The organism is Tenacibaculum halocynthiae (genome assembly GCF_964512825.1).
GTDB lineage: Bacteria > Bacteroidota > Bacteroidia > Flavobacteriales > Flavobacteriaceae > Polaribacter > Polaribacter halocynthiae.
Genome location: NZ_CAZELG010000017.1, coordinates 87,210 through 110,542, shown reverse-complemented (window position 1 = coordinate 110,542; position 23,333 = coordinate 87,210). Strand labels below are relative to the sequence as shown.

The following is a 23,333-nucleotide window of genomic DNA, read 5'->3' as shown; positions in this document are numbered from 1 at the left end:
AAAAAAAAAAAAAAAAAACAAAACACTCATTTAAAGTGACTTATTCTTGGTTTTAGCTAGGAAATGCTAATAAATAAAACTGAGTAAAAATCTTTTGATTGAATTAATTTATCTTAAATAATTTATAATTCGTCAATTCTTAAAATATAAAAAGAGTTGACTAAAAAAATATTTCATGTTCAAAACAATTAAAAATGATTTGCCCGCTAGTGTAGTGGTGTTTTTTGTCGCTTTACCTTTATGTTTAGGTATAGCATTAGCTAGTGGAGCTCCTTTATTTGCTGGTCTTATAGCAGGAATAATTGGAGGTACTATTGTAGGAGGCTTAAGTGGGTCTAAAATTGGGGTAAGTGGTCCTGCTGCAGGATTGGCTGCTATTGTATTATCTGCCATTGGTACATTAGGTGGTTACGAAAACTTTCTTGTAGCCGTAGTATTAGGAGGTGTAATACAAGTTTTACTAGGTGTTCTTAAAGCTGGGGTAATTGGTTATTATTTTCCTTCTTCAGTTATTAAAGGAATGCTAACTGGTATAGGAATTATAATTATAATAAAACAAATACCTTTCTTTTTTGGGTATGATAAATCTGCAGAAAGCATATCTCTAGATGCTATCAATTTAGGATCTACATTAATTGGTGTTCTAGGTTTAGCTATATTATTACTTTGGGATAAAGTATTATCAAAAAAAGGAAAAATATTTCAAATAATTCAAGGACCTCTAGTTGCTGTTGTTGTAGGTATTATTTTTTACGTAATCACTCAAGGTAATGATCAAATTGGTATCAATGCTGCTCAATTAGTAAGTGTACCTGTACCTGATAGTTTTGATACTTTTTTAGGTCAATTTAGTTTTCCTAATTTTGATGCAATTACAAATAAAGATGTTTGGGTTATAGCATTTACCATTGCTTTGGTTGCAAGTTTAGAAACCTTATTATGTGTTGAGGCAACTGATAAATTAGATCCAGATAAAAATGTTACTCCTACTAATAGAGAATTACTTGCACAAGGTACTGGAAATATCATTTCTGGTTTAATTGGAGGTTTACCAATTACTCAAGTAATTGTTAGAAGTTCTGCTAATATTCAATCTGGAGGTAAAAGTAAATTATCTGCCATTATTCATGGTTTCCTTTTACTTATTTCAGTAATATTAATCCCTACTCTTTTAAATAAAATACCATTATCAGTTTTAGCTGCAGTTTTATTAATTGTTGGTTTTAAATTAGCAAAACCAGCGTTATTCTTTAAAATCTACAAACAAGGACTAAAACAATTTTTACCTTTTATTGTAACGGTTTTAGGTATTGTTTTTGCTGATTTACTTATTGGAATTGGATTAGGTTTATCGGTTGGTATTGTTGTTATTTTATATAAAAGTTACCAAAACTCTCATTTCTTACATATTGAAGATAAAAGTAATGGTTTACATAAAATAAAAATGTCATTTGCTGAAGAAGTTACTTTCTTTAATAAAGGTGCAATATTAAAAGAATTAGATAGCTTGCCAGAAGACACTTATTTAGAGTTAGATGTAAGAAAAACAAGGTATTTAGATAATGATATTATTGAAATTTTAGAAGACTTTGCTTTTAAAGCTAAAGAGAAAAATATTGATATTAAATTAATTTCTGAACGAGGTGTTGTTGAAAATCCTTCAAGTTTTATTGAATTTTTTAAGTTAAGACCAAAAGCCTCATAAGTATGAATACATCAAAACATAAGATTGTCGTACTATCTAATTTAAAAGATAGTACGGCAACATCTTTGAATACAGCTATTAGCTTAGCAAAGAAAACTAATGCTAGCATTCATTTATTTCACGTAAAAAAACCTAGTGATATAGTAAGTACTGATAATCAATTATCAGCAAACAGAGCTATTAACACTAACTTTACTAAAATTAACAAGGATATAAATGAGTTAGTTTCTACTTATTCAAAAAAGTATAATATCGATATCACTTCTTCCTTTACTTTTGGTAATATTAAAAATGAAATTGATACTTTTTTAGAAAACTCGAATCCAAACATTATTGTAATTGGAAAACGTAGAAATAAAAGTATAGTTGCTTTAGGTGATAAGATTAGTAGACATCTATTAAAGAAAAAAGGCAAAACAATTATTATAGCCTCTTCAGAAAATAATCTTACACCTGAAAATGAAATTTCTTTAGGTATTTATAATGAGTTAGAACAAAGAAGCAATGATTTTATTACTGAAATCATTGAAAATTCTAATAAACCTTTAAAAAACCTTAAAGTAGATAAAAAAGACATTAAATCTTTAGAAACAAAAGACATTAACTTATTACTAGTAGATAGAGAAAATGTAAAACCTAAATCTACAAAATCATTTAATAAACTACTTAGAAAAATAGACATTTCTTTAGTAGTGGCTAATTAAAAATGTTAATTTCAAAATAACCCAAATTAATAAATCGGTTTTGAACACGAGTATTAATAAATTACAGTTTTTTTAGTATATTTATTCCTACTCAACTCGAGAAATATGAAAAAACTATTTTCAAATCTTAAAGGAGATCTCTTTGGAGGGATTACAGCAGGAATTGTAGCATTACCACTAGCCTTAGCTTTTGGTGTTTCTTCAGGACTAGGACCAAGTGCTGGTTTATATGGAGCTATTTTTATTTCCTTTTTTGCAGCTCTGTTTGGAGGAACAGACACACAAATATCTGGACCAACTGCTCCTATGACAGCTGTAAGTATGGTTGTTATTGCTAGTATTCTTGCATCAAATGATGGTGATATAAATAAAGCTTTACCAACTATCTTGATTGTTTTTCTACTTGCAGGTTTCTTCCAAATTGGTTTAGGAATATTAGGTTTGGGTAAATACATCCGCTATATTCCTTATCCCGTTGTGTCTGGTTTTATGACTGCAATTGGAGTTATCATTTTAGTAACACAAGTATTACCTTCTGTAGGGTATTATGCAAAAGAAGATACTCAATTTGTTGAGAAATTTAAACCTTTAGCTGAAGAAATAATATTAGAAAATATTTTAAAAGATGAAGCAGGTGAAGGAGTATTAGTGTTAGAAAATTTTAAAGAAACAATAAATAGAGCTCAGAAAACTACACAAGCTGACATTTTAAAAGAAAGTAAAACATTAGCAGGTAAAGAGGCTTCTGGCGTTTTAGGAACCTTAAAAGTATTACCAAGAGCCTTAAAAAATATTAATTGGTTAGAATTAATTTTAGCTTTAGGTACTATTTTCATTATTTATGGTTTTAAACGAATTACAACTGCAGTTCCTAGTACGTTGGTTGCATTAGTAGTTATGACCTCTATAGCTTTAGGTTTTAGTTTAAACTACAGGCCTATTGAAGAAATACCTGGAGGATTTCCTTTACCAAATCTAGAAATATTTACTAACTTTAATTTAGGTAGCATAACTCCATATATATTTACGGCATTAACACTTTCTTTATTAGGTGCAATTGATTCTTTGTTAACATCAGTTGTAGCTGATAATATGACCAAAACTAAACATAAACCTAATAAAGAATTAATCGGTCAAGGAATTGGTAATACAATTGCTGCTGTTTTTGGAGGAATTCCTGGAGCTGGTGCAACTATTCGTACCGTTGTTAATATTAACTCAGGTGGTAAAACCAAACTATCTGGTATGATAGCAGGTATAATGCTTCTTGTAATTTTATTAGGCTTAGGGCCTATAGCTTCAAAAATACCAGCTGCTGTTTTAGCCGGTATTTTAATAACAGTAGGTATTGGAGTTATGGATTATAAAGGATTGAAAGCAATTCCAAACCTTCCTAAAGATGCTAAAATTGGTCCTTTTAAGGTGAGCTCGGAAGTAATTATTATGATCGTAGTATTACTTTTATCTACCTTTTGGAATTTAGTTTATGCCGTTGGTATTGGTTTAGTAATTGCTTCTTTAATGTTTATGAAAAAAATAGGAGATTTAACGGGTAAATATTCTGATGTTAAACCTTTAAAAGAAGAATCGTGGGCAGATGAAAAAGATTTTCCAAAAAACTTATCTGAAGAAGTATTTATTAAACATATAAAAGGTCCTTTGTTTTTTGGGTCAACTAGTGATTTTCAACAATTAGTTAAGCAAATTCCTAATACAGCATCTACCATTATTATAAGGATGGAAAAAATGCAGTATATAGATCAATCTGGACTTTACGCACTTGAAGATATTTTGGTTGATTTGAAAAAAGATGAGAAAAATGTACTTTTAGTTGATCTACTTGATCAACCCCGCTATATGATGGAACGTATTGATATTATTCCTGATTTAATATCAGAAGAATCAATATTTACAACATTTGAAGATTGTTTAACATGGGTAAAACAAAACGTAAAAGATAAATTTTAAAAAATATTTAAAAATGAGAAATACAGCTATTACAAAAAGCAAACAAGATACGTTAACTCCAAATGGAGTATTACAAGATTTATTAGAAGGAAATAAAAGATATACTGAAAATAACTTAACAGCATCTAATGTAACTGAATTAGTTAAGCAAACAACAAGTGGACAATTTCCTAAAGCAGTTATTTTATCATGCATCGATTCAAGAGTGCCAGTAGAGATGGCTTTTGATCAAACTATAGGTGACGTTTTTGTTGCTCGTGTTGCAGGTAATTTTGAAAATACTGATATTTTAGGTAGTATGGAATACTCATGCGCTGTTGCTGGAAGCAAGTTAGTTTTAGTATTAGGTCATGAAAGCTGTGGAGCTGTTAAAGCTGCTTGTGATGGAGTAGAACTTGGAAATATTACTGCAATGCTTGATAATATTGCTCCAGCTGCTAAAATGGCTTCGGATCAAGTTGAAGGTGTTACTAACTCATCAAATGATGAATTTGTAGCAAAAACTGTAGAAAATAATGTAAAATTAACCATTGAAAGAATCCGTGAAAAAAGTAAGATTTTACAAGAAATGGAAGATAATGGTGAAATTGCAATTGTTGGTGGAGTATACTCTTTAAAAACAGGAGCTGTTACAATGCTTTAAACAATAAATACATATTTCTTTTTATAGAGATTTTAAATTCGAATGGTTTTTCAAATAAAAACCATTCGAATTTTATTTTAAACTAATTATTAGTAAAGAATGACTTTCTTTCAAAGAAAAAGCGACTTCAGTATATTTTACAGAAGTCGCTCTTTTTATTTATGTTAACTTAAAATTATTTAAGTTTCTTTTTAACTGCTATTTCAGTATATGCTTCAATAGTGTCACCTTCTTTGATATCATTATATCCTTTAATTTGAAGACCACAGTCATAACCTTTCTTAACTTCTTTCACATCGTCTTTAAAACGTTTTAATGAAGTTAATAAACCATCATGAACAACTATTCCTTCTCTAATGATACGTATTTTAGCATCTCTTGTTATTTTACCAGACATCACCATACATCCAGCAATATTTCCAACTTTAGAAATTTTATAAACCTCTCTTATTTCAATATTACCAAGAACTTCTTCTTTCATTTCCGGAGATAACATTCCTTCCATTGCGTCTTTCAAGTCATTAATAGCATCATAGATGATAGAATAAGTTCTAATATCTACCTCTTCTCTATCAGCAACTAAACGAGCATTACCTTGAGGACGTACATTAAACCCAACAATAATTGCATCTGAAGCAGTTGCTAATAATACATCAGATTCAGTAATTGCACCTACTCCTTTATGTAAAATATTAACTTGAATTTCTTCAGTTGATAATTTTTGGAATGAATCTGTTAAGGCTTCAACAGAACCATCAACATCACCTTTTAAGATTATATTTAACTCTTTAAAGTCACCTAATGCAATACGACGTCCAATCTCAGCTAACGTTAATGTTTTTTGAGTTCTTACAGATTGCTCACGTTGTAATTGAGATCTCTTAGCAGCAATTTGTTTTGCTTCACGTTCATCATCAAATACATTAAACTTATCACCAGCTTGTGGTGCACCATCAAGACCTAATATTGATATTGGTGTAGATGGTCCAGCTACTTTAACTTTATTTCCTTTATCATCAAACATAGCTCTTACTTTACCACTATGCTTACCTGCTAATAAATAATCTCCAATTTTAAGTGTTCCTGCTTGTACTAAAATAGTAGATACATATCCTCTACCTTTATCTAATAGAGCTTCTACTACAGCACCGTTTGCATTTTTATCAGGGTTAGCTTTTAACTCTAATACTTCAGCTTCTAACAATACCTTTTCTAATAACTCATCAACTCCTTGACCAGTTTTTGCAGAAATTTCTTGTGATTGAATATTACCACCCCAATCCTCAACTAATAAATTCATCGCAGATAATTGCGTTTTAATATTATCAGGATTAGCGTTCTGTTTATCTATTTTATTTATTGCAAAAATGATAGGTACTCCAGCTGCTTGCGCATGCGAGATTGCTTCTTTTGTTTGCGGCATTACATCATCATCAGCTGCTACAACAATAATAACTAAATCGGTAACTTGAGCCCCACGAGCACGCATCGCTGTAAAAGCCTCGTGACCAGGTGTATCTAAAAATGCTATTTTTTGATCTCCAACATTTACTGAATAAGCACCAATATGTTGTGTAATTCCTCCAGATTCTCCATCAATAACATTCGCTTTACGAATATAATCTAATAATGAAGTTTTACCATGATCTACGTGACCCATAACAGTAATGATTGGTGCACGCGTTATTAAATCTTCTGGTTTATCCTCAATTTCTTCAATTGATTCTTCTACCTCAGCTCCAACAAACTCAACTGTATAATTAAATTCTTCTGCTACTATAGATAGTGTTTCTGCATCTAAACGTTGATTCATTGTAACCATCATACCAAGCATCATACAAGATGATATAATGTTTGTTACTGGAACATCCATCATTGTAGCTACTTCACTAACTGTAACAAACTCTGTTACTTTTAGTATTTTACTATCTGCTTGTGCAGCTTCTAACTCTGCTTCACTTTGTTGACGGTGAGCATCTCTTTTATCTCTACGATATTTAGCTCCTTTTCCTTTTTTAGATTTACCTTGAAGTTTTTCAAGAGTTTCTCTAACTTGTTTTTGAATTTGAGCTTCAGTAAGTTCTTCTTTTTGAACAACAGGGCGTCTTCCTCTTTGGCCTCCTCTGTTAGGACCTCCGGTTCTTGCTCCACCTCTATTAGGACCTCCAGTTCTATTTGGTGTTCCTGGTCTGTTAGGACCTCCTCCACGGTTGTTTCCTTGTCCTTGCGTTCTAGTATTTCCAGTTCCAGTACCTCCAGCGTTAGGTTTACTTATCCTCTTACGCTTTTTCTTATCTCCATCTTTAGCTTTAGGATCTGGTTTTTTCTTTTTAGGTCTTTCAAATTGCTTTAAATCAATTTTTTGACCAGTTATTTTAGGACCATCAAGTTTTTTATACTGAGTTTTAATTTTTTCAGCATTTTCAGTATTAACCTCTACTGGTTGTTCAGTTGATTTTGGTTTATCTGCTTTTCTTGCTCGGTCTGTTTTAATTTGCTCAACAGCTTTATCAATACCTTTTTTAGTAAAAGTAGTTGTACTTTTAGGTTCTTCTACTTTCTTAACAGGTTGTGCAACCTTAACAGGTTCTTCTACCTTTTTCTCTACAACAGGTTTCTCTTCTTTTTTAGGCTCTTCAACTTTTATTTCTTTAGGTTGAACAACTTCTTTTTTTGGAGTTTCAATAACTTCTTCAACTTTATTCTCTGTTGATTCAGCAACTGGCTTTGGTTCTTCTTTTTGAACTTTAGGTTCTAAACTTTTACCAGTTTCAATATTTATTTTACCAACAGTTTTAAGTTCTAATTTTGCTGCCTTGGCTTTTAAAACTTCTTGTTTTTTAGCTTCGTCTTCTATACGTTTCTTCTCTTGCTCTACTTCTACTTGTTGACGAATTGCTTCCTTTTCTTTTCTCTTTTCTTCGCTTACCTCTTTAGAAGCAACCTTTTTAGATTTATCTGTTTGAAAACCATCAAGTAATATTTGATACTCTGCATCAGAAATCTTTGTCGTAGGACGCCCCTCAACCTCATAACCTTTTTTAGCTAAGTGTTCTACAGCTCTATCTAAAGAAATGTTTAATTCCCTTAAAACCTTGTTTAGTCTTAATTTGTTGCCTTCAGCCATAAATTATTTTATACTTTTTATTAAAGAACACACTTTATAATATTGCAATAGTTACGCTCTCTTTCTTAATTTTGCTAGTTTTAAACTTAAAAGTAAGGTAACTAACATCCTTATAATATTTTACTCTTCGAATTCTTCTCTTAAAACTCGTTGAACATCTAAAATTGTTTCTTCTTCAAGGTCTGTTCTTTGAACTAACATTGAAACATCTTTCTCAAGAACACTCTTAGCAGTATCTAAACCAATTTTCTTGAATTCAGCTATTACCCATGCTTCTATTTCATCAGAGAATTCTGTTAACTCAACATCTTCTTCTTCAATACCTTCTCTTTGAACATCTATTTCATAACCAGTTAATTCACTAGCTAAACGAATATTTACACCAGATCGTCCAATTGCTTTTGACACTTCCTCTGGTTTTAATAATACATTTACTCGACCTTTTTTACCTCCTTTTTCTTCTTCATAAGCTTCTATAGTAACAGAAAGAACTTTCGCAGGACTTAGCGCTCTAGAAATGAATAATTGCTCATTTTTAGTATAATTAATAACGTCAATATTTTCATTACCTAATTCACGAACAATACCGTGAATACGTGATCCTTTAACACCAACACAAGCTCCTACAGGATCAATACGATCATCGTAAGAATCTACAGCGATTTTTGCCTTATCACCAGGTATTCTTGCAACTCTTTCAATAGTAATTAAACCATCAAAAACCTCAGGTATTTCTTGTTCGAATAATTTAACTAAGAATTGAGGTGCAGTTCTTGACAAAATAATTACTGGTTTATTTCCTCTTAATTCAACCGTTTTAATTACTCCTCTAACAGTATCTCCTTTTCTAAAAAAATCAGAACGTATTTGTTCACTTTTAGGTAATACAATTTCATTACCTTCATCATCAAGCAAAATTACCGCATTATGACGAATATGGTGCACTTCAGCACTATAAATATCTCCTTCTAACTCTTTAAATTGTTTAAAGATATTAGTACTATCATGCTCATGGATTTTAGATATTAAATTTTGACGTAAAGCTAAAATAGCTCTTCTTCCTAGGTCAACTAATTTAACTTCTTCAGATACATCTTCTCCTATCTCAAAATCAGGTTCTATTTTTCTTGCTTCAGTTAATTCAATCTCTTCATTATCATCTTCCGACATTTCATCTGCAACAACAACTCTGTTTCTCCAAATTTCTAAATCACCTTTATCAGGGTTTATAATAATATCAAAGTTTTCATCAGACCCAAATCTACGTTTTAAAGCAGCTCTAAAAACTTCTTCTAAAATAGACATTAGTGTTACTCTGTCAATACTTTTATTATCTTTAAATTCTGAAAACGACTCAATTAACGCAATATTTTCCATCTCATTATCTTAATTAAAATATAATCTTCACTTTTGCACTTTTAATATCTTCATAAAGTAGAGTTTTTACCTTTTCTACTGTATGCTTACCTTTACCTATAGGTTTTGGCTCTCTAACTTTCCAATGTAACGTTATTTCTTCATCTGTTACATTTGTTAATGTACCTTCAAACTCTTCGGTTTCAGTTTTTACTTTTAATATTCTATTAATATTTTTCTTATACTGTCTTTTAACCAATAAAGGGTGTGCTATATCTGGTGTTGTTACTTCTAAAGAAAAATCTTCTTCTTCTCTATCAAGGTTATGCTCAATATTTCTACTAATACGAACACATTCACTCAACGGCACTCCTTCATCTCCATCAACTATTACTTTTATTTTACTATTAGCAAGAAATTCTAACTCTATTAAAAATAGCGATTCATTCTCACTTAATGCTTCCTGTAATAATTCTTTAACTCTCTCTTTATTCATTCTAGGTATAAAAAGAGGGGACAAACGTCCCCTACATCACTTAACTCTTTTAAATTCCCTGCAAATATACTAACTTATTAGTTAATACACAAGTAGCTTTTATCTAAAAAAATTGGTATATTTAAAGAGTATTTGTTTCTCTTAAATCCCCAAGAAAATTATGAAAAAAATATTAATACCCATTGATTTCTCTAAACACTCAGAATACGCATGTGTACTTGCTTCTAAAATAGCAAAAAAATCTAATAGCGAAGTTCACTTACTTCACATGGTCGAACTCCCCTCAGGTATAGTTGACATGGGAGCTGGTAATAATTTCAGTATTCCTGAAAGCATGCTTTATATTAGAAAAGTTAAAGACAAATTAATGAATCTAAAAAGTGCTTTCTTTTCAAAAATACCAAATGTTCACCACGCTATACGATTTCAAAATCCTTATGAAGGGATTAGAGATTATTCAAAAAAAATAGATGCCGATTTAGTTATCATGGGTTCAAAGGGACATACTGCTTTAGAAGAGATTTTGATTGGATCTAACACGGAAAAAACAGTTAGAAGCCTTGATATACCTGTTTTAATAACCAAAAAGGAAAGTGATAATTTTAAATTTAAAAAATTAGTTTTCGCATCAACTTTTGAGAAAGATGAAGCTAGAGCTTTTGAAGGGTTTCTTGATTTCTCCACTAATTTTAAAGCCAAAATACACTTACTTAAAATAAACACTCCTCAAAAGTTCGAAAACACTTCTAGCTCTAAGAAAAAAGTTGAAACATTCATAGAAAAATACAATCTCGACAATTATTCAATTCACATATACAACGACAATTCTGTTGAAGAAGGAATTTTAAATTTTTCAGACGAAAAGGACGTAGATTTAATCTCTTTAGCAACTCACGGAAGAAGTGGACTTTCCAGGTTTTTTAACGGTAGTGTTTCTTTAAACCTATCTAAGAATGTATTAAAACCTGTCTTAACTTTTAAAGTATAAAAAAACAAAAGCGCAACTTAAATGTTACGCTTTTTGTACGGGCGGAGAGACTCGAACTCTCACACCTCGCGGCACTAGATCCTAAGTCTAGCGTGTCTACCAATTCCACCACGCCCGCTTATTTTTAATTTGTGCCTGCAAATATACACAAAGTATTCAATATACAAGCTCAAATTTTTATTTTTTCATTTTTTTAATTAACTAAATTTATCATTTAAAATTTATGAAAAAATATTACTATATAGATTAAGAGCTCTCCGAAGAGAGCTCACAATTAATCATCCTATGTTAAAACCCTTCTAAAAATTCTAAATAGAACACAAATGAGCGGCAAAAATCAACATTTTTTACCAATTTTTAAGTTAATAAATTATTAATTATTATTAAAAATAAACAACTGTTTGATTTTAAACAGAAACCGTTATTTTATAGATAAATCTAAACAATTAAAAAACATAATTTACCCATTATAAAAAAACATATTCTTATTAAGGTTAATTAACAAACAATCAATAATACTTAACAACACTCTTAGTTTGTGTTAAAAAAAATAAATTTTACGAAAAATAGTTAACTTAGCGTACTTAATTATTTTTCAATGCAAACTATTCAAGAATATATAGCTCAACACAAAGAGCGTTTTTTAAATGAACTTATTGATTTATTAAAAATACCATCAGTTAGCGCTGATCCAGCATACAATCAAGATGTATTAAATACAGCTGACATGGTAAAACTACAGCTAGAAAAAGCTGGGTGTGATAAAATAGAAATTTGTGAAACTCCTGGGTATCCAATTGTTTATGGTGAAAAGATCATTGACCCAAAATTACCTACAGTTTTAGTATATGGACACTACGATGTGCAACCAGCTGACCCAATTGATTTATGGGATTCTCCACCATTTGAACCAATTATTAAAAAAACAGAGACTCATCCAGAAGGAGCTATTTTTGCTCGGGGTGCTTGTGACGATAAAGGTCAAATGTATATGCACGTAAAAGCATTAGAATACATGACTAACACTGGTAATTTACCTTGTAATGTAAAATTCATGATAGAAGGTGAAGAAGAAGTTGGCTCAGAAAGTTTAGCCTGGTTTGTACCTAGAAACAAAGAAAAATTAGCTAATGATGTTATTTTAATTTCTGATACTGGTATGATAGCTAACTCTATTCCTTCTATAACAACGGGACTAAGAGGATTGAGCTATGTAGAAGTTGAAGTAACTGGACCAAACAGAGATTTACATTCTGGTTTGTATGGTGGAGCTGTTGCAAATCCTATTAATGTATTAACAAAAATGATTGCTTCTTTACATGATGAAAACAATCATATAACCATTCCAGGTTTTTATGATAAGGTAGAAAACCTTTCTAGAGAAGAACGTGATGAAATGGCAAAGGCTCCGTTTTCTTTAGAAAATTATAAAAAATCTCTAGAAATCGATGCTATTTACGGTGAAAAAGGATACACTACTAACGAACGAAACTCTATTCGTCCAACTTTAGATGTAAATGGTATTTGGGGAGGATATACTGGAGAAGGTGCTAAAACAGTGATCGCAAGTAAAGCTTATGCTAAGATATCAATGCGACTGGTACCAAACCAAGAATGGAGAGAAATTACTGAATTATTTAAAAAACATTTCGAAAGCATTGCTCCTAAAGGAGTTCAAGTAAAAGTTACACCTCATCATGGTGGACAAGGATATGTTACACCTATTGATAATATTGGATACCAAGCAGCAAGCAAAGCATATCAAGAAACATTTGGTGTTACTCCAATACCTCAACGAAGTGGAGGAAGTATACCTATTGTAGCTTTGTTTGAGGAAGAACTGAAAAGTAAAACTATTTTAATGGGATTTGGGTTAGATAGCGATGCTATTCATTCACCAAACGAACATTTTGGTGTATGGAATTATTTAAAAGGTATTGAAACTATACCATTTTTTTACAAATATTTTACTGAATTATCAAAATAAGATAAACCATGCAAGCATATTCAAGTAAAATAGCTTTGGCCATAATAATACTGTTTATTAGTTGTTCAAAAAACCAAAAACCAAAACAACGAACCGCTGAAGAATATAAACAAGCCTCTAAACTTATGAATAGAGGTTTGTCTAATTTAGTTTATAATCAAGTTTTTGGAAGTACTTTTGTTAATCAAGACTATTTAGTATACGCTACTAAAACTAAAAATGGTAAAAAATTTATTTTAGTTGACATAACTACTAAAACTAAAAAAGAAGCTTTTAATCATATTAAACTTGCTAAAAGTTTAGCAAAAGAACTTGGTCGAGAAATAGAACAAAACAACTTGCCTATTTCTAAAGTCTCTCTATCTGATGATTTAAAAACTATTCAATTTATTATAAATAAACAAAGATATTCTTGCAATTTAGAAAACTATTCTATTTCTAAAGTTACTTCACAAAATGCAGAAGTTACTAGAAACGAACATGTTTCTCCAAATAGAAAATTAGCGGCTTACATAGATAATCACAACCTTTGGGTAAGAGATTTAATAACTAACAAAAAAACACAACTTACATTTGATGGTAAAAAAAACTATGGATACGCAACAAACAATGCTGGTTGGACTAAAAGCAATGGAGCTGTTTTAAAATGGTCTCCTAATTCTGATAAAATTGCTACTTTTCAACAAGACTCACGTGAAGTAGGAATGATGTACTTAACCCCAACTAATGTTGGACATCCTAAACTTGAAGCTTGGAAACACCCATTACCTGGAGACAAAACCATTTTTACAATTGAACGTGTAATTATTCATCTAGGAACAAAACCTAAAACTGTTCGTCTAAAAATGGATAAGGATTATCAAAGAGGGACTACTACCGATCACATAGCTGACCGGAATAATGAACTACTAGATGCGCAGTGGAAAAAGGATGGCTCTCAATTTGCTTTTGTTTCAGGCTCTAGAGATCATAAAATAGCTCATTTACAAATTGCTGACACGAATACTGGTGAAGTAAAATCTATTTATAAAGAAGAAGTTGACACCTATTATGAATCTGGTGTAAATGTTGAAAACTGGAAAGTTTTATTTGATTCAAACGAGTTTATATGGTACTCTGAAAAAACAAACTGGGGACATATTTACTTATATGATTTATCTACAAAACAATTAAAAAGTCAAATCACTTCAGGAAACTGGATTGTAAAACAAGTAAAAAAAGTAGATGAAATTAATAAGAAGGTTTATTTTACTGCTGGAGGAAAAGAAACAGGAAACCCGTATCACAATTATTATTATAGTGTTAATTTTGATGGATCAAACCTAAAAAACTTAACTCCTAGTAAAGGAACTCATTCAGCTACCTTCTCAAGTGATTACTCATATTTAGTAGACACATATTCAACAACCACATCTCCGCCTGTTTCTGTTTTAAGAAATAATAAAGGAGAAAGTATATTAGAATTAGAAACTGCAGACATTACTGCTTTAAAAGAAAAAAATTGGAAAGAGCCTATTGAATTTTCAGTAAAAGCTCGTGACGGGAAAACTGATATTTACGGAATCATGTGCACACCAAGCCATTATGATGAACATAAAAAATACCCTGTATTAAACTACATATATCCTGGACCTCAATCTGGAAGTATTGGTAATTATAAATTCAGGCCTGTTTGGAGAGATTTTCAAGCAGTAGCAGAATTAGGTTTCGTAGTGGTTGCTGTTGATGCAATGGGAACACCAATGAGATCTAAATCTTTTCATGATGCCTATTACGGAAACATGGGAGATAATGGTTTACCAGATAATATTGCAGCTATTAAACAGTTAGCTAAAAAATATAAAGGTATGGATATTGAGCGCGTAGGTATTTGGGGTCATTCTGGAGGTGGATTTGCCTCAACTCGTGCTGTATTTGCTTATCCTGATTTTTATGATGTAGCAGTTTCAGGTGCCGGAAACCATGACAATAGGAATTATGAAGCTGATTGGGGTGAAAAATGGCAAGGCCTTTTAAAGAAAGGAAAAATAGAAGAAAAGGGAGATGGAACTACAAATTATGACAACCAAGCAAATCAATTAATTGCTCATAATTTAAAAGGTAAACTATTAATAACTCATGGAAGCATGGATAATAATGTTTCTCCTTCAAACACAATGTTAGTTGTTGAAGCCTTAATTAATGCTAATAAAGACTTTGATATGATTATATTTCCAAACAAAAGACATGGTTACGGAAATATGACGAAGTATATGACTCGAAAAAGGTGGGATTATTTTGTAACTCATTTACGAAAAGAAATCCCTCCAAAAGAATTTGATCTATCTAATTTCTAAAAAAAACGCTCGTTATGAGCGTTTTTTTAGTTTAAAACACAAAAAAAACACTTCTACATTTGTAGAATTAAAAAAACACCTCTACATTTGTAGAGTTAATTATAATTAAAAGATTATGCAATTATCAAAAACCGAAGAACAAGTAATGCAATATTTATGGAAGTTAGAAAAAGCTTTTATGAAAGATATATTAGCTGAATTTCCAGAACCTAAACCAGCCAATACGACAGTTGCAACACTATTGAAAAGAATGTATGATAAAGGTTTTGTTAATTACAAATTACATGGAAAATCGAGAGAATATTTTCCTTTAGTTAAAAAATCAGATTATTTCTCGAAACATGTAAATGGGCTAATCAAAAACTTTTTTAACAACTCTGCAAGTCAATTTGCTTCATTTTTTACTTCCGAAACAAATCTTTCTGTTTCTGAATTAGAAAATTTAAAAAAACTGATAGACAACCAAATTAAAGAGCAGAAAAAATGATAAGCTATTTACTAAAATCTACAAGCTGTTTAGCATTATTACTTTTCTTTTATCATATTATATTAGAAAGAGAGAAAATGCATAATTTCAATCGTTTTTACCTGTTAGGAAGTATCTTATTTTCTTTTCTTGTTCCACTAACAACGATAACTGTAGCTAACACAGCAAAAATTATAGAAGCTACACAGAATTTTCATCAATTAACAATAGCACAAAATAATACACCAATATTAGTTGAAAACAGCTTTAGCTATACTCAATTACTTGTTGTAGTATATCTCATTATATCAACTCTATTTCTGTTTAGGTTTTGTATAAACTTATACAAGATTACTCAAAAAATAAGCTCTAATAATAAAATAAAATATCAAAAAGCAATATTAGTTTTAGTAAATGATGAAATTCTTCCTCATACTTTTTGGAACTATATATTCATCAACAAAAAAGAATATTTAAATGGTAAAATTGAAGAAGAACTATTTACTCATGAACTAACACATGTAACACAAAGACACACACTTGATGTTATTATAATTGAACTACTACAAATTTTATTTTGGGTAAACCCATTATTTATTTTCTTAAAAAAAGCAATACAATTAAACCATGAATTTTTAGCTGATGAAAAGGTTATTAATCAACATAAAAATACATTCCAATACCAGCATTTATTACTAAATAAAGCTGCATGGAGAAACGAATATTACTTGGCCAGTAATTTGAATTACTCACTTACAAAAAAAAGATTAAAAATGATGACAACAAAAAGTTCGTACACAAAAATCTTGTTAAAAAAACTGGCGGTAATTCCGCTAATAACAGGATTCGTTCTTCTCTTTGCAGAAAGAATTGAAGCACAAGAAAATGATCCTAAAAAAAAATCGACTGTAACTATTACAAAAAATGATGGCGAACAGTATCGAGATTTCACCTATCAGAATGCTAAACTTACTTACACCAACGAAAATGGAAAGAAAATAACAAAAAAGTTTTCAGAATTAACACGTGAAGAAAAACAAAAATTTTTACCACCACCTCCTCCTCCAATGGTTGCTAAAAGAAATACTCCTTCAAAAAAACTGATTGAAGACTTAAAGAATTCAAAAAAATATGCACTTTGGATTGATGGAAAGGTTGTAAACAATAAAGTTCTCAATAATTACAAAAACTCTGACTTTTCAAACTTCTTTGTAAGCTTAGTTCACAAAAATGCAAGAAGCAAACGATTCCCTCAAAAGTACCAAGCTACTTTAAACACACGTGAATATTTTGATTATTTACAAAAAAAGAAAATAGCTAGGTTTAACAAATGGAAGAAAGGTAAAAATATGTTACCACCACCTCCTCCAACTAGTAAAGTTATTAAAAAAGGTGAAAAATCGGTTATTCCACCTCCTCCACCTAAAAAAACAATAGCTGAAAATGTTATAATTGAAGAAGTTAATGAAATTGAAACAATTAGAGAAATTGAAAAAGTTCATGAATCTAGCAATAACGCTTTAATAGAAGTAATTGAAGAAACTCCTAATATTCATTCTGCTCCAGGAGAAATCGAAATCATAGAAGAGATTTCTAACATTGAAAGAGTAGCACAAAAAAACGAAGAAAAACCAAAAACTGGATGGATTAACATTAAAGGAAAAACTTACTATTTTGTTAAATACAAAACCAAAACAAACTATTACAATCGATGGGGGCAAAGAGTCAATAAAGATGGGAAAATAATTAATGGTGAGAGAACAAAATCTAATAACGTCATAAAAGGACAAAATATTAGCAAGGTTTATAAAGATGATAAAGTTGTTGTTGAATTTCAAAACACTAATTTATCAAACATTCCACCACCTCCACCACCAATGTCTCCTTTAGAATTTATAAAAAAACATAAAGGAAAAAATGTAAGTTACTTATATAATAATAAAAAAATTAACTATAGAAAGGCTATTAAATTACTGAAGAAAAATCAATCATTAAACATTGATGCTAGAAAGATTGATGGAAAACACGTGATTAAAATTTCACAAGAGCCAATTACAATTGATAAAATCAGTTCATTAACTAATGAGCAAATAATTAAGCTTTCTAAAAACAAAGATGTAAAGGCCACCTATTATTTGGATGGTAAAGTCATAACCAAAAATAAATTTGATAAAATTAACCAAGAAAATGTCAAAACAATATATGTAAAGAAAAATAAAGATGGTTCAAACTCAATATACATTACCAGTAAATAAAAAATAATTTATTTTTTCTGTTAAAAGCCTCATAAATGAGGCTTTTTTTGTAACATTTTATAAAAAAAATCGTTTTACTAATATGTTAAAGCAATTTTTCCTCATTTGCTCTGGTGTAGACTTACATTTAATAGATAATTGTTCTAATGGAGAACAAAATAAATATGTAGGCATTGGTGCAACAGTTTTTTTTACAGCACTTATGGCAACCATAGCTTCTAGCTATGCACTTTTCACTGTTTTTGACAATATATTTACCGCTATCTTTTTTGGTTGTGTATGGGGATTGTTAATTTTTAACCTAGACAGGTTTATTGTTTCGACCATCAGAAAAAAAGAAAAGTTTAGTTCTGAATTTTTACAAGCCTTACCTCGCTTAATTTTAGCTATGATTATTGCTATTGTTATCTCAAAACCCTTAGAATTAAAAATTTTTGAAAAGGAAATCAACCAAGTGCTATTAGAAGAAAAAAATCAAATGACACTTAACAATAAACAACAAATAGCTCAACAATTTACTCCTGAAATAGAAAAAACTCAATCAGAAATTAATAAATTAAAAGAAGAAATTAATACTAAAGAGAATGAAGTAAACAACCTATATAACACTTATATAGCTGAAGCAGAAGGACGAAAAGGTACTAAACGTGTAGGTAAAGGCCCTGTATATAAAGAAAAAAGAAAGAAACACGATAAAGCACTTGCTGATTTAAATTCACTTAAAGAAGAAAATTCAAAAAAAATAACTCAAAAAGAAGAAGCAATAAGCACTCTTTTAAACCAACAAAAGAACATTGAAACATCAACTCAACCCATAATTAATAATGTTGACGGTTTAATGGCAAGAATAAATGCACTGAATAAATTACCTTGGCTTCCTTCATTTTTTATTTTTCTATTATTTTTAGCTATAGAAACCTCTCCAATTTTCTCAAAGTTAATTAGTTCTAAAGGAGAATATGATTACAAGTTTGAAAACCAAGAATCTATTGTTAAAACGTGGATACAACAACAAACACATCAAAGAAATATTCTTCTAAAAACTGACACAGATCTAAACGACAAGGTGTATTCAGATATAAAAGACGAAGAAGAATTGTATAAATACAAACAAAAAATAGCTCGTGACTTATTAAAGCTTCAAGCAGACACTTTTTATAAAAATCAACAAAAAATATTATAAATTTACTCACTAATATCTAATACTTATATTTTTATAAGCCATTTTTTTTATAAATTTGCAGTCTATTTAAATTTAAAAATTGCATGAAAAATTTAAGTCGTACATTTGCTATAGTTGCACTTTTTTTTTCACTAAGTACTTTTTCACAAGAATTAACAGATTTCTCTTCTCTTCTAATTTCTAAAGAGTTGAAGGAGAATGCTAATGCTATTGTGAGGCTAAGTGAAAAAACAATTGAAATTAAAAACGTTGATAAACTCATTGTAAAAGAAAAAAGAATAGTTACTGTTTTTAATGAATTAGGAAAAAAACACATTAAAGCATATCAACACTACAACAACGACACTCGAATCACCAAATTAACTGCTACTATTTTTGATCTTTTTGGTAAAAAAATAAAAAAATATACTAAAAGTGATTTTGAAGATGTAAGTGCTGTTGCTGGTGGAACATTATATTCTGATGCTAGGTTAGTATACCTTGAACACACTCCATCTTCATACCCTTATACAGTTGTTTTTGAATCTGAATACAAGAATAATACTACTGCTTTTATTCCACAATGGTTCCCTATGGAAGGTTATAATGTATCCGTTGAAAAAAGCACCTATACCTTAGTTAACCCCTTGAATATTGAGTTTAGAAAAAGGGAGCTAAATTTTGAAGGGTATTTAATTGAACAATCTACAATTAACTCAGATTTGATTTATCAGTTAACAAATCAACCAGCAATTAAATACGAAAGTAATACCATACGTTTTAATGAATTTACTCCTAACTTATCAATTGCTTTAAATTTATTTGCTTTAAAAGGTGTTAAAGGAGCAGCAAAAGATTGGAATGAATTTGGTAAATGGATGTACAATAGCCTACTTCGTAACAGAAATGAGTTATCTCCTTCAACTAAAGCAAAAGCTAATGATTTAGTTAAAGGAATAGAAACACAAGAAGAAAAAATAAAAAAAATTTATGAGTTTGTTCAAAATAAGACTCGGTATATCAGTGTACAAGTTGACATAGGTGGATGGGAACCAATTGATGCTAACAAAGTTGATGCTGTTGGTTATGGAGATTGCAAAGGATTAACCAACTATACAAAAGCTCTTTTAGATGCAATTGGAATTAAATCACATCATGTAATTGTGTTTGCTCAAGGCAAAAGAGATATAGATAAAGATTTCACATCGATGCAAGGAAATCACATGATTTTAAACATCCCTAATAATGGAAATGATATCTGGTTAGAATGTACAAGCCAAACAAATCCTTTTGGTTTTTTAGGTGACTTTACAGATGATAGAGATGCACTAGTTGTTACCCCTGACGGTGGTATTATTAAAAGAACTCCTAGTTTTAAAGAAAAAAGCCTACAACTAATTAATGCTAATATTGACCTAAAAGTAAATGGATCACTGAATGCATCTTTAACAAGAAAATCATACGGAATTCAGTATGATAATAAATTTCATATTGAAAAACACAGTCAAAAAGAGCTAGAAAAACACTACAAATCTTATGTATGGGATTATAACAACAACTTAGAACTTAATAAAATATCAATAACCAATAATAAAGATGACCTAGAGTTTACTGAAAAAATAGAGTTATCTGTAAATGAGTTTGCTACTATTAGTAATACCAATTATTTATTTAGAGTAAATTTATTAAACCGAACAACACATATTCCTAAGCGTTATAGAAAAAGGAAAAGACCTTTAAAAATTCATCGTAGTTTTATAGATAAAGATGAATACAACATAAAATTACCAACTGATTATAACATAAGTACCCTACCTAATAAAAAAGAAATCAAAACTAAATTTGGAACCTATAAAGTAACTATTGAAAAAATAAATGATAGGTCTATTATTTACAAAAGAGAGTTTTCTTTACAAGAAGGTGTTTACCCAAAAGAAGACTATAAACCTTATAGAAAATTTATAAAATCAATTGCTAAATACGACAACCTAAGAATTGAACTAATCAAACAATAAAAACTAATTATGAAAAAGTTAATCATCATCCCTTTTTTATTTCTAAGTATCGTTTTAAACTCTCAAGAAATAAAATTTGGTAAAGTATCAAAAGAAGAATTAACAGAAAAAACACATCCTATTGATTCAACAGCTGACGCCGCTTATTTATTTAAGAAAAGAAGGACTTTTTTTGAATATAATACAGATAAAGGTTTCATCGTTGTTTCTGAATATCATGAAAGAATAAAAATTTATACTAAAAAAGGATTTGAATATGCTACAAAAAAGATAAGGTATTACAATCCTAAATCTGGAAAAAAAGAAAAAATAACTGCTTTAAAAGCTTATACCTTCAATATTCAAGAAGGAAAAGTAGAGAAAAGAAAAGTGTCAAGTAAAAATATTTTTGATGAAAAATTAAATAAATATAGAAGTCAGAAAAAAATTACTTTTCCTGAAATTAAAATTGGCTCTGTAATTGAACTAAAATATAAATATGTTTCTCCATTTTGGGATATTGAAACTCTAAATTTCCAATACGGTATCCCCGTTAATAAATTAGATTATAAAGTTGAAACCCCTGAGTATTTTTATTTCACTACTAAACCTAAAGGGTATTATCATGTTCCTTTTAAAGAAAGTACTGGTAATAGTTCCATTAATTTTAAAATAAAAAATACAACAGGGTTTTATGTTAGAAAAACTAGGTATGAATTTAAAAAAGTTAACTATAAGACTAAAATATTTAAATTTGGTACTAATAATATTCCTGCTTTAAGTAAAAGAGAACCATATACTGGAAATATAAACAATTACAGAGGAGGTATGAGTTTTGAATTATCAGGAACAAGATTTCCACAATCTATTTATAAAAACTATGCAACCACATGGAAGGATGTTAGTAAACAAATCTTTAAATCATCTAGTTTTGGAGGAGAACTTAGTAAATCTAGTTATTTTGAAGATGACTTAACAGAGATAATAAAGAGTGCTGAAAATGACATTCAGAAAACTCTTTTAATATTTCAATATGTTAAAAGTAAAATCAAATGGACCGGTTACTTTGGTAAGTATATCGATAAAGGAGTAAGAAAAACCTATAAGGAAGGAGCAGGAAATGTAGCAGACATTAATTTAATATTAACAGCAATGTTACGTAAAGCCGGAGTAAGTGCAAACCCAGTTTTAGTAAGCACAAAAAGCCATGGAGTATCTATTTTCCCTACAATTGATGGTTTTAATTATGTAATTACTAAAGTTTTATTTAAAGATAATAAATACATATTATTAGACGCCACTGAAAAATATACTATCCCCAATATATTACCAGCAAGATGTTTAAATTGGAATGGTAGAGAAATATTTGAAAACGGCTCCTCTAATTGGGTTAGTCTTCTTCCTAAAAAACATGCAAAAAAAACGAATACATTATATATAAAAGTAAATGACAATTTCTCAGTAAACGGAATGTTAAGAACTACTTATTCTGATCATGTTGCAATGTTTTACCGACAAAAAAATAATGTTAAAAAGGAAGAAGACGTAATTATAAACCTTGAAGAAAAAAATAATATTGAAATTAATGATTTCAAAGTCATTAATGAAACTGATCTTTCAAAAAACATTGTTCAATCTTTTAAATTTGATGGAGATGATTTTATAGAAGGAATTAATGGTAAATTATACTTTAACCCTCTGTTTTTCTTAGCTATAAAAGAAAACCCTTTCAAATCAAATGAACGTAACTTCCCAATTGATTTTGTCTTGCCATGGCAAGACAAACATACAGTATCTATAAATGTGCCTAAAGGATATATTATGCAATCTATTCCAGAACCTTTAGCTATAGGTTTACCTGAAAACTTAGGTGTTTTCAAATTCCACATAACACATAAAGGCAACAAAATTAAAGTAATGTCAGTATTGCAGATTAATTCAAATATAATCTCACCTCAATATTATTCAATTTTAAAAGATTTTTATAAGCAACTTGTTTCGAAACAAAACGAAAAAATTGTTCTCATAAAAAAATAAAACATAGTAAAAACAATGTTTGCATTAATCTTCGAAAGCTATAGCTTTCGAAGATTTTTTGTGTAATTTCATTTGATTTGAAGCTTCTTATAGAACACAAATAGAATAT

At 29.7% G+C, this 23,333-nt stretch carries 15 protein-coding genes and 1 tRNA gene; 12 read left to right on the top strand and 4 right to left on the bottom strand.

Annotation, left to right across the window (positions count from 1 at the left end; genetic code table 11):
* The first annotated feature begins 175 nt into the window (after window positions 1–175).
* From ACKTTQ_RS06380 to ACKTTQ_RS06365, 4 genes are all read left to right on the top strand, one after another.
* A complete protein-coding gene (locus ACKTTQ_RS06380; RefSeq protein WP_093869323.1) occupies window positions 176–1,705 on the top strand; it encodes a SulP family inorganic anion transporter in 1,530 nt (509 codons plus the stop codon).
* A gap of 2 nt (window positions 1,706–1,707) precedes the next feature.
* A complete protein-coding gene (locus tag ACKTTQ_RS06375) occupies window positions 1,708–2,409 on the top strand; it encodes a universal stress protein (RefSeq protein ID WP_093869324.1) in 702 nt (233 codons plus the stop codon).
* Window positions 2,410–2,514: 105 nt separating this feature from the next.
* On the top strand, window positions 2,515–4,377 hold the full coding sequence (locus tag ACKTTQ_RS06370; RefSeq protein WP_408048707.1) for a SulP family inorganic anion transporter: 1,863 nt from the start codon (window positions 2,515–2,517) through the stop codon (window positions 4,375–4,377).
* Between the two features lie 13 nt (window positions 4,378–4,390).
* Window positions 4,391–5,020, top strand: coding sequence for a carbonic anhydrase family protein (locus ACKTTQ_RS06365; protein ID WP_408048706.1), 630 nt, complete (start codon window positions 4,391–4,393; stop codon window positions 5,018–5,020).
* A gap of 175 nt (window positions 5,021–5,195) precedes the next feature.
* On the opposite strand, the gene infB is transcribed toward ACKTTQ_RS06365, so the two are convergent.
* The 3 genes from infB to rimP all read right to left on the bottom strand — a co-directional run bounded on the left by infB (window position 5,196) and on the right by rimP (window position 9,999).
* On the bottom strand, window positions 5,196–8,147 hold the full coding sequence (infB, locus tag ACKTTQ_RS06360) for a translation initiation factor IF-2 (RefSeq protein WP_093869327.1): 2,952 nt from the start codon (window positions 8,145–8,147) through the stop codon (window positions 5,196–5,198).
* 120 nt (window positions 8,148–8,267) lie between these two features.
* Window positions 8,268–9,524: a transcription termination factor NusA gene (gene nusA / locus ACKTTQ_RS06355; protein WP_113786441.1), complete on the bottom strand. Its 1,257-nt coding sequence runs from the start codon at window positions 9,522–9,524 to the stop codon at window positions 8,268–8,270.
* Between the two features lie 13 nt (window positions 9,525–9,537).
* Window positions 9,538–9,999: a ribosome assembly cofactor RimP gene (gene rimP / locus ACKTTQ_RS06350; RefSeq protein ID WP_093869329.1), complete on the bottom strand. Its 462-nt coding sequence runs from the start codon at window positions 9,997–9,999 to the stop codon at window positions 9,538–9,540.
* A 160-nt stretch (window positions 10,000–10,159) separates the two neighbouring features.
* Between rimP and ACKTTQ_RS06345 the strand changes: the two genes are divergently transcribed.
* Window positions 10,160–10,987 (top strand): universal stress protein, encoded by an 828-nt coding sequence (locus ACKTTQ_RS06345; protein WP_093869330.1) that lies wholly within the window; start codon window positions 10,160–10,162, stop codon window positions 10,985–10,987.
* Between the two features lie 36 nt (window positions 10,988–11,023).
* On the opposite strand, the gene ACKTTQ_RS06340 is transcribed toward ACKTTQ_RS06345, so the two are convergent.
* Window positions 11,024–11,105, bottom strand: a tRNA-Leu gene (locus tag ACKTTQ_RS06340).
* Between the two features lie 480 nt (window positions 11,106–11,585).
* Here ACKTTQ_RS06340 and ACKTTQ_RS06335 point away from each other — a divergent pair.
* From ACKTTQ_RS06335 to ACKTTQ_RS06305, 7 genes are all read left to right on the top strand, one after another.
* Window positions 11,586–12,974 carry a dipeptidase gene (locus ACKTTQ_RS06335; protein ID WP_093869331.1) on the top strand — a complete coding sequence of 463 codons (1,389 nt, stop codon included), beginning with the start codon at window positions 11,586–11,588 and terminating at the stop codon, window positions 12,972–12,974.
* An 8-nt stretch (window positions 12,975–12,982) separates the two neighbouring features.
* Window positions 12,983–15,310 (top strand): S9 family peptidase, encoded by a 2,328-nt coding sequence (locus ACKTTQ_RS06330; RefSeq protein ID WP_408048705.1) that lies wholly within the window; start codon window positions 12,983–12,985, stop codon window positions 15,308–15,310.
* 115 nt (window positions 15,311–15,425) lie between these two features.
* Window positions 15,426–15,797: a BlaI/MecI/CopY family transcriptional regulator gene (locus tag ACKTTQ_RS06325; protein WP_176974349.1), complete on the top strand. Its 372-nt coding sequence runs from the start codon at window positions 15,426–15,428 to the stop codon at window positions 15,795–15,797.
* Window positions 15,794–18,031, top strand: a complete 2,238-nt coding sequence (locus tag ACKTTQ_RS06320; RefSeq protein WP_408048704.1) for a M56 family metallopeptidase — start codon at window positions 15,794–15,796, stop codon at window positions 18,029–18,031. The genes ACKTTQ_RS06325 and ACKTTQ_RS06320 overlap by 4 nt, the downstream gene beginning before the upstream one ends.
* A gap of 82 nt (window positions 18,032–18,113) precedes the next feature.
* Complete coding sequence (locus tag ACKTTQ_RS06315; protein ID WP_408048703.1) at window positions 18,114–19,214, top strand: DUF4407 domain-containing protein; 1,101 nt, start codon at window positions 18,114–18,116, stop codon at window positions 19,212–19,214.
* Window positions 19,215–19,297: 83 nt separating this feature from the next.
* Window positions 19,298–21,208, top strand: a complete 1,911-nt coding sequence (locus ACKTTQ_RS06310; RefSeq protein ID WP_408048702.1) for a DUF3857 domain-containing protein — start codon at window positions 19,298–19,300, stop codon at window positions 21,206–21,208.
* A gap of 9 nt (window positions 21,209–21,217) precedes the next feature.
* Window positions 21,218–23,224: a DUF3857 domain-containing protein gene (locus ACKTTQ_RS06305; RefSeq protein WP_408048701.1), complete on the top strand. Its 2,007-nt coding sequence runs from the start codon at window positions 21,218–21,220 to the stop codon at window positions 23,222–23,224.
* Window positions 23,225–23,333: the final 109 nt, after the last annotated feature.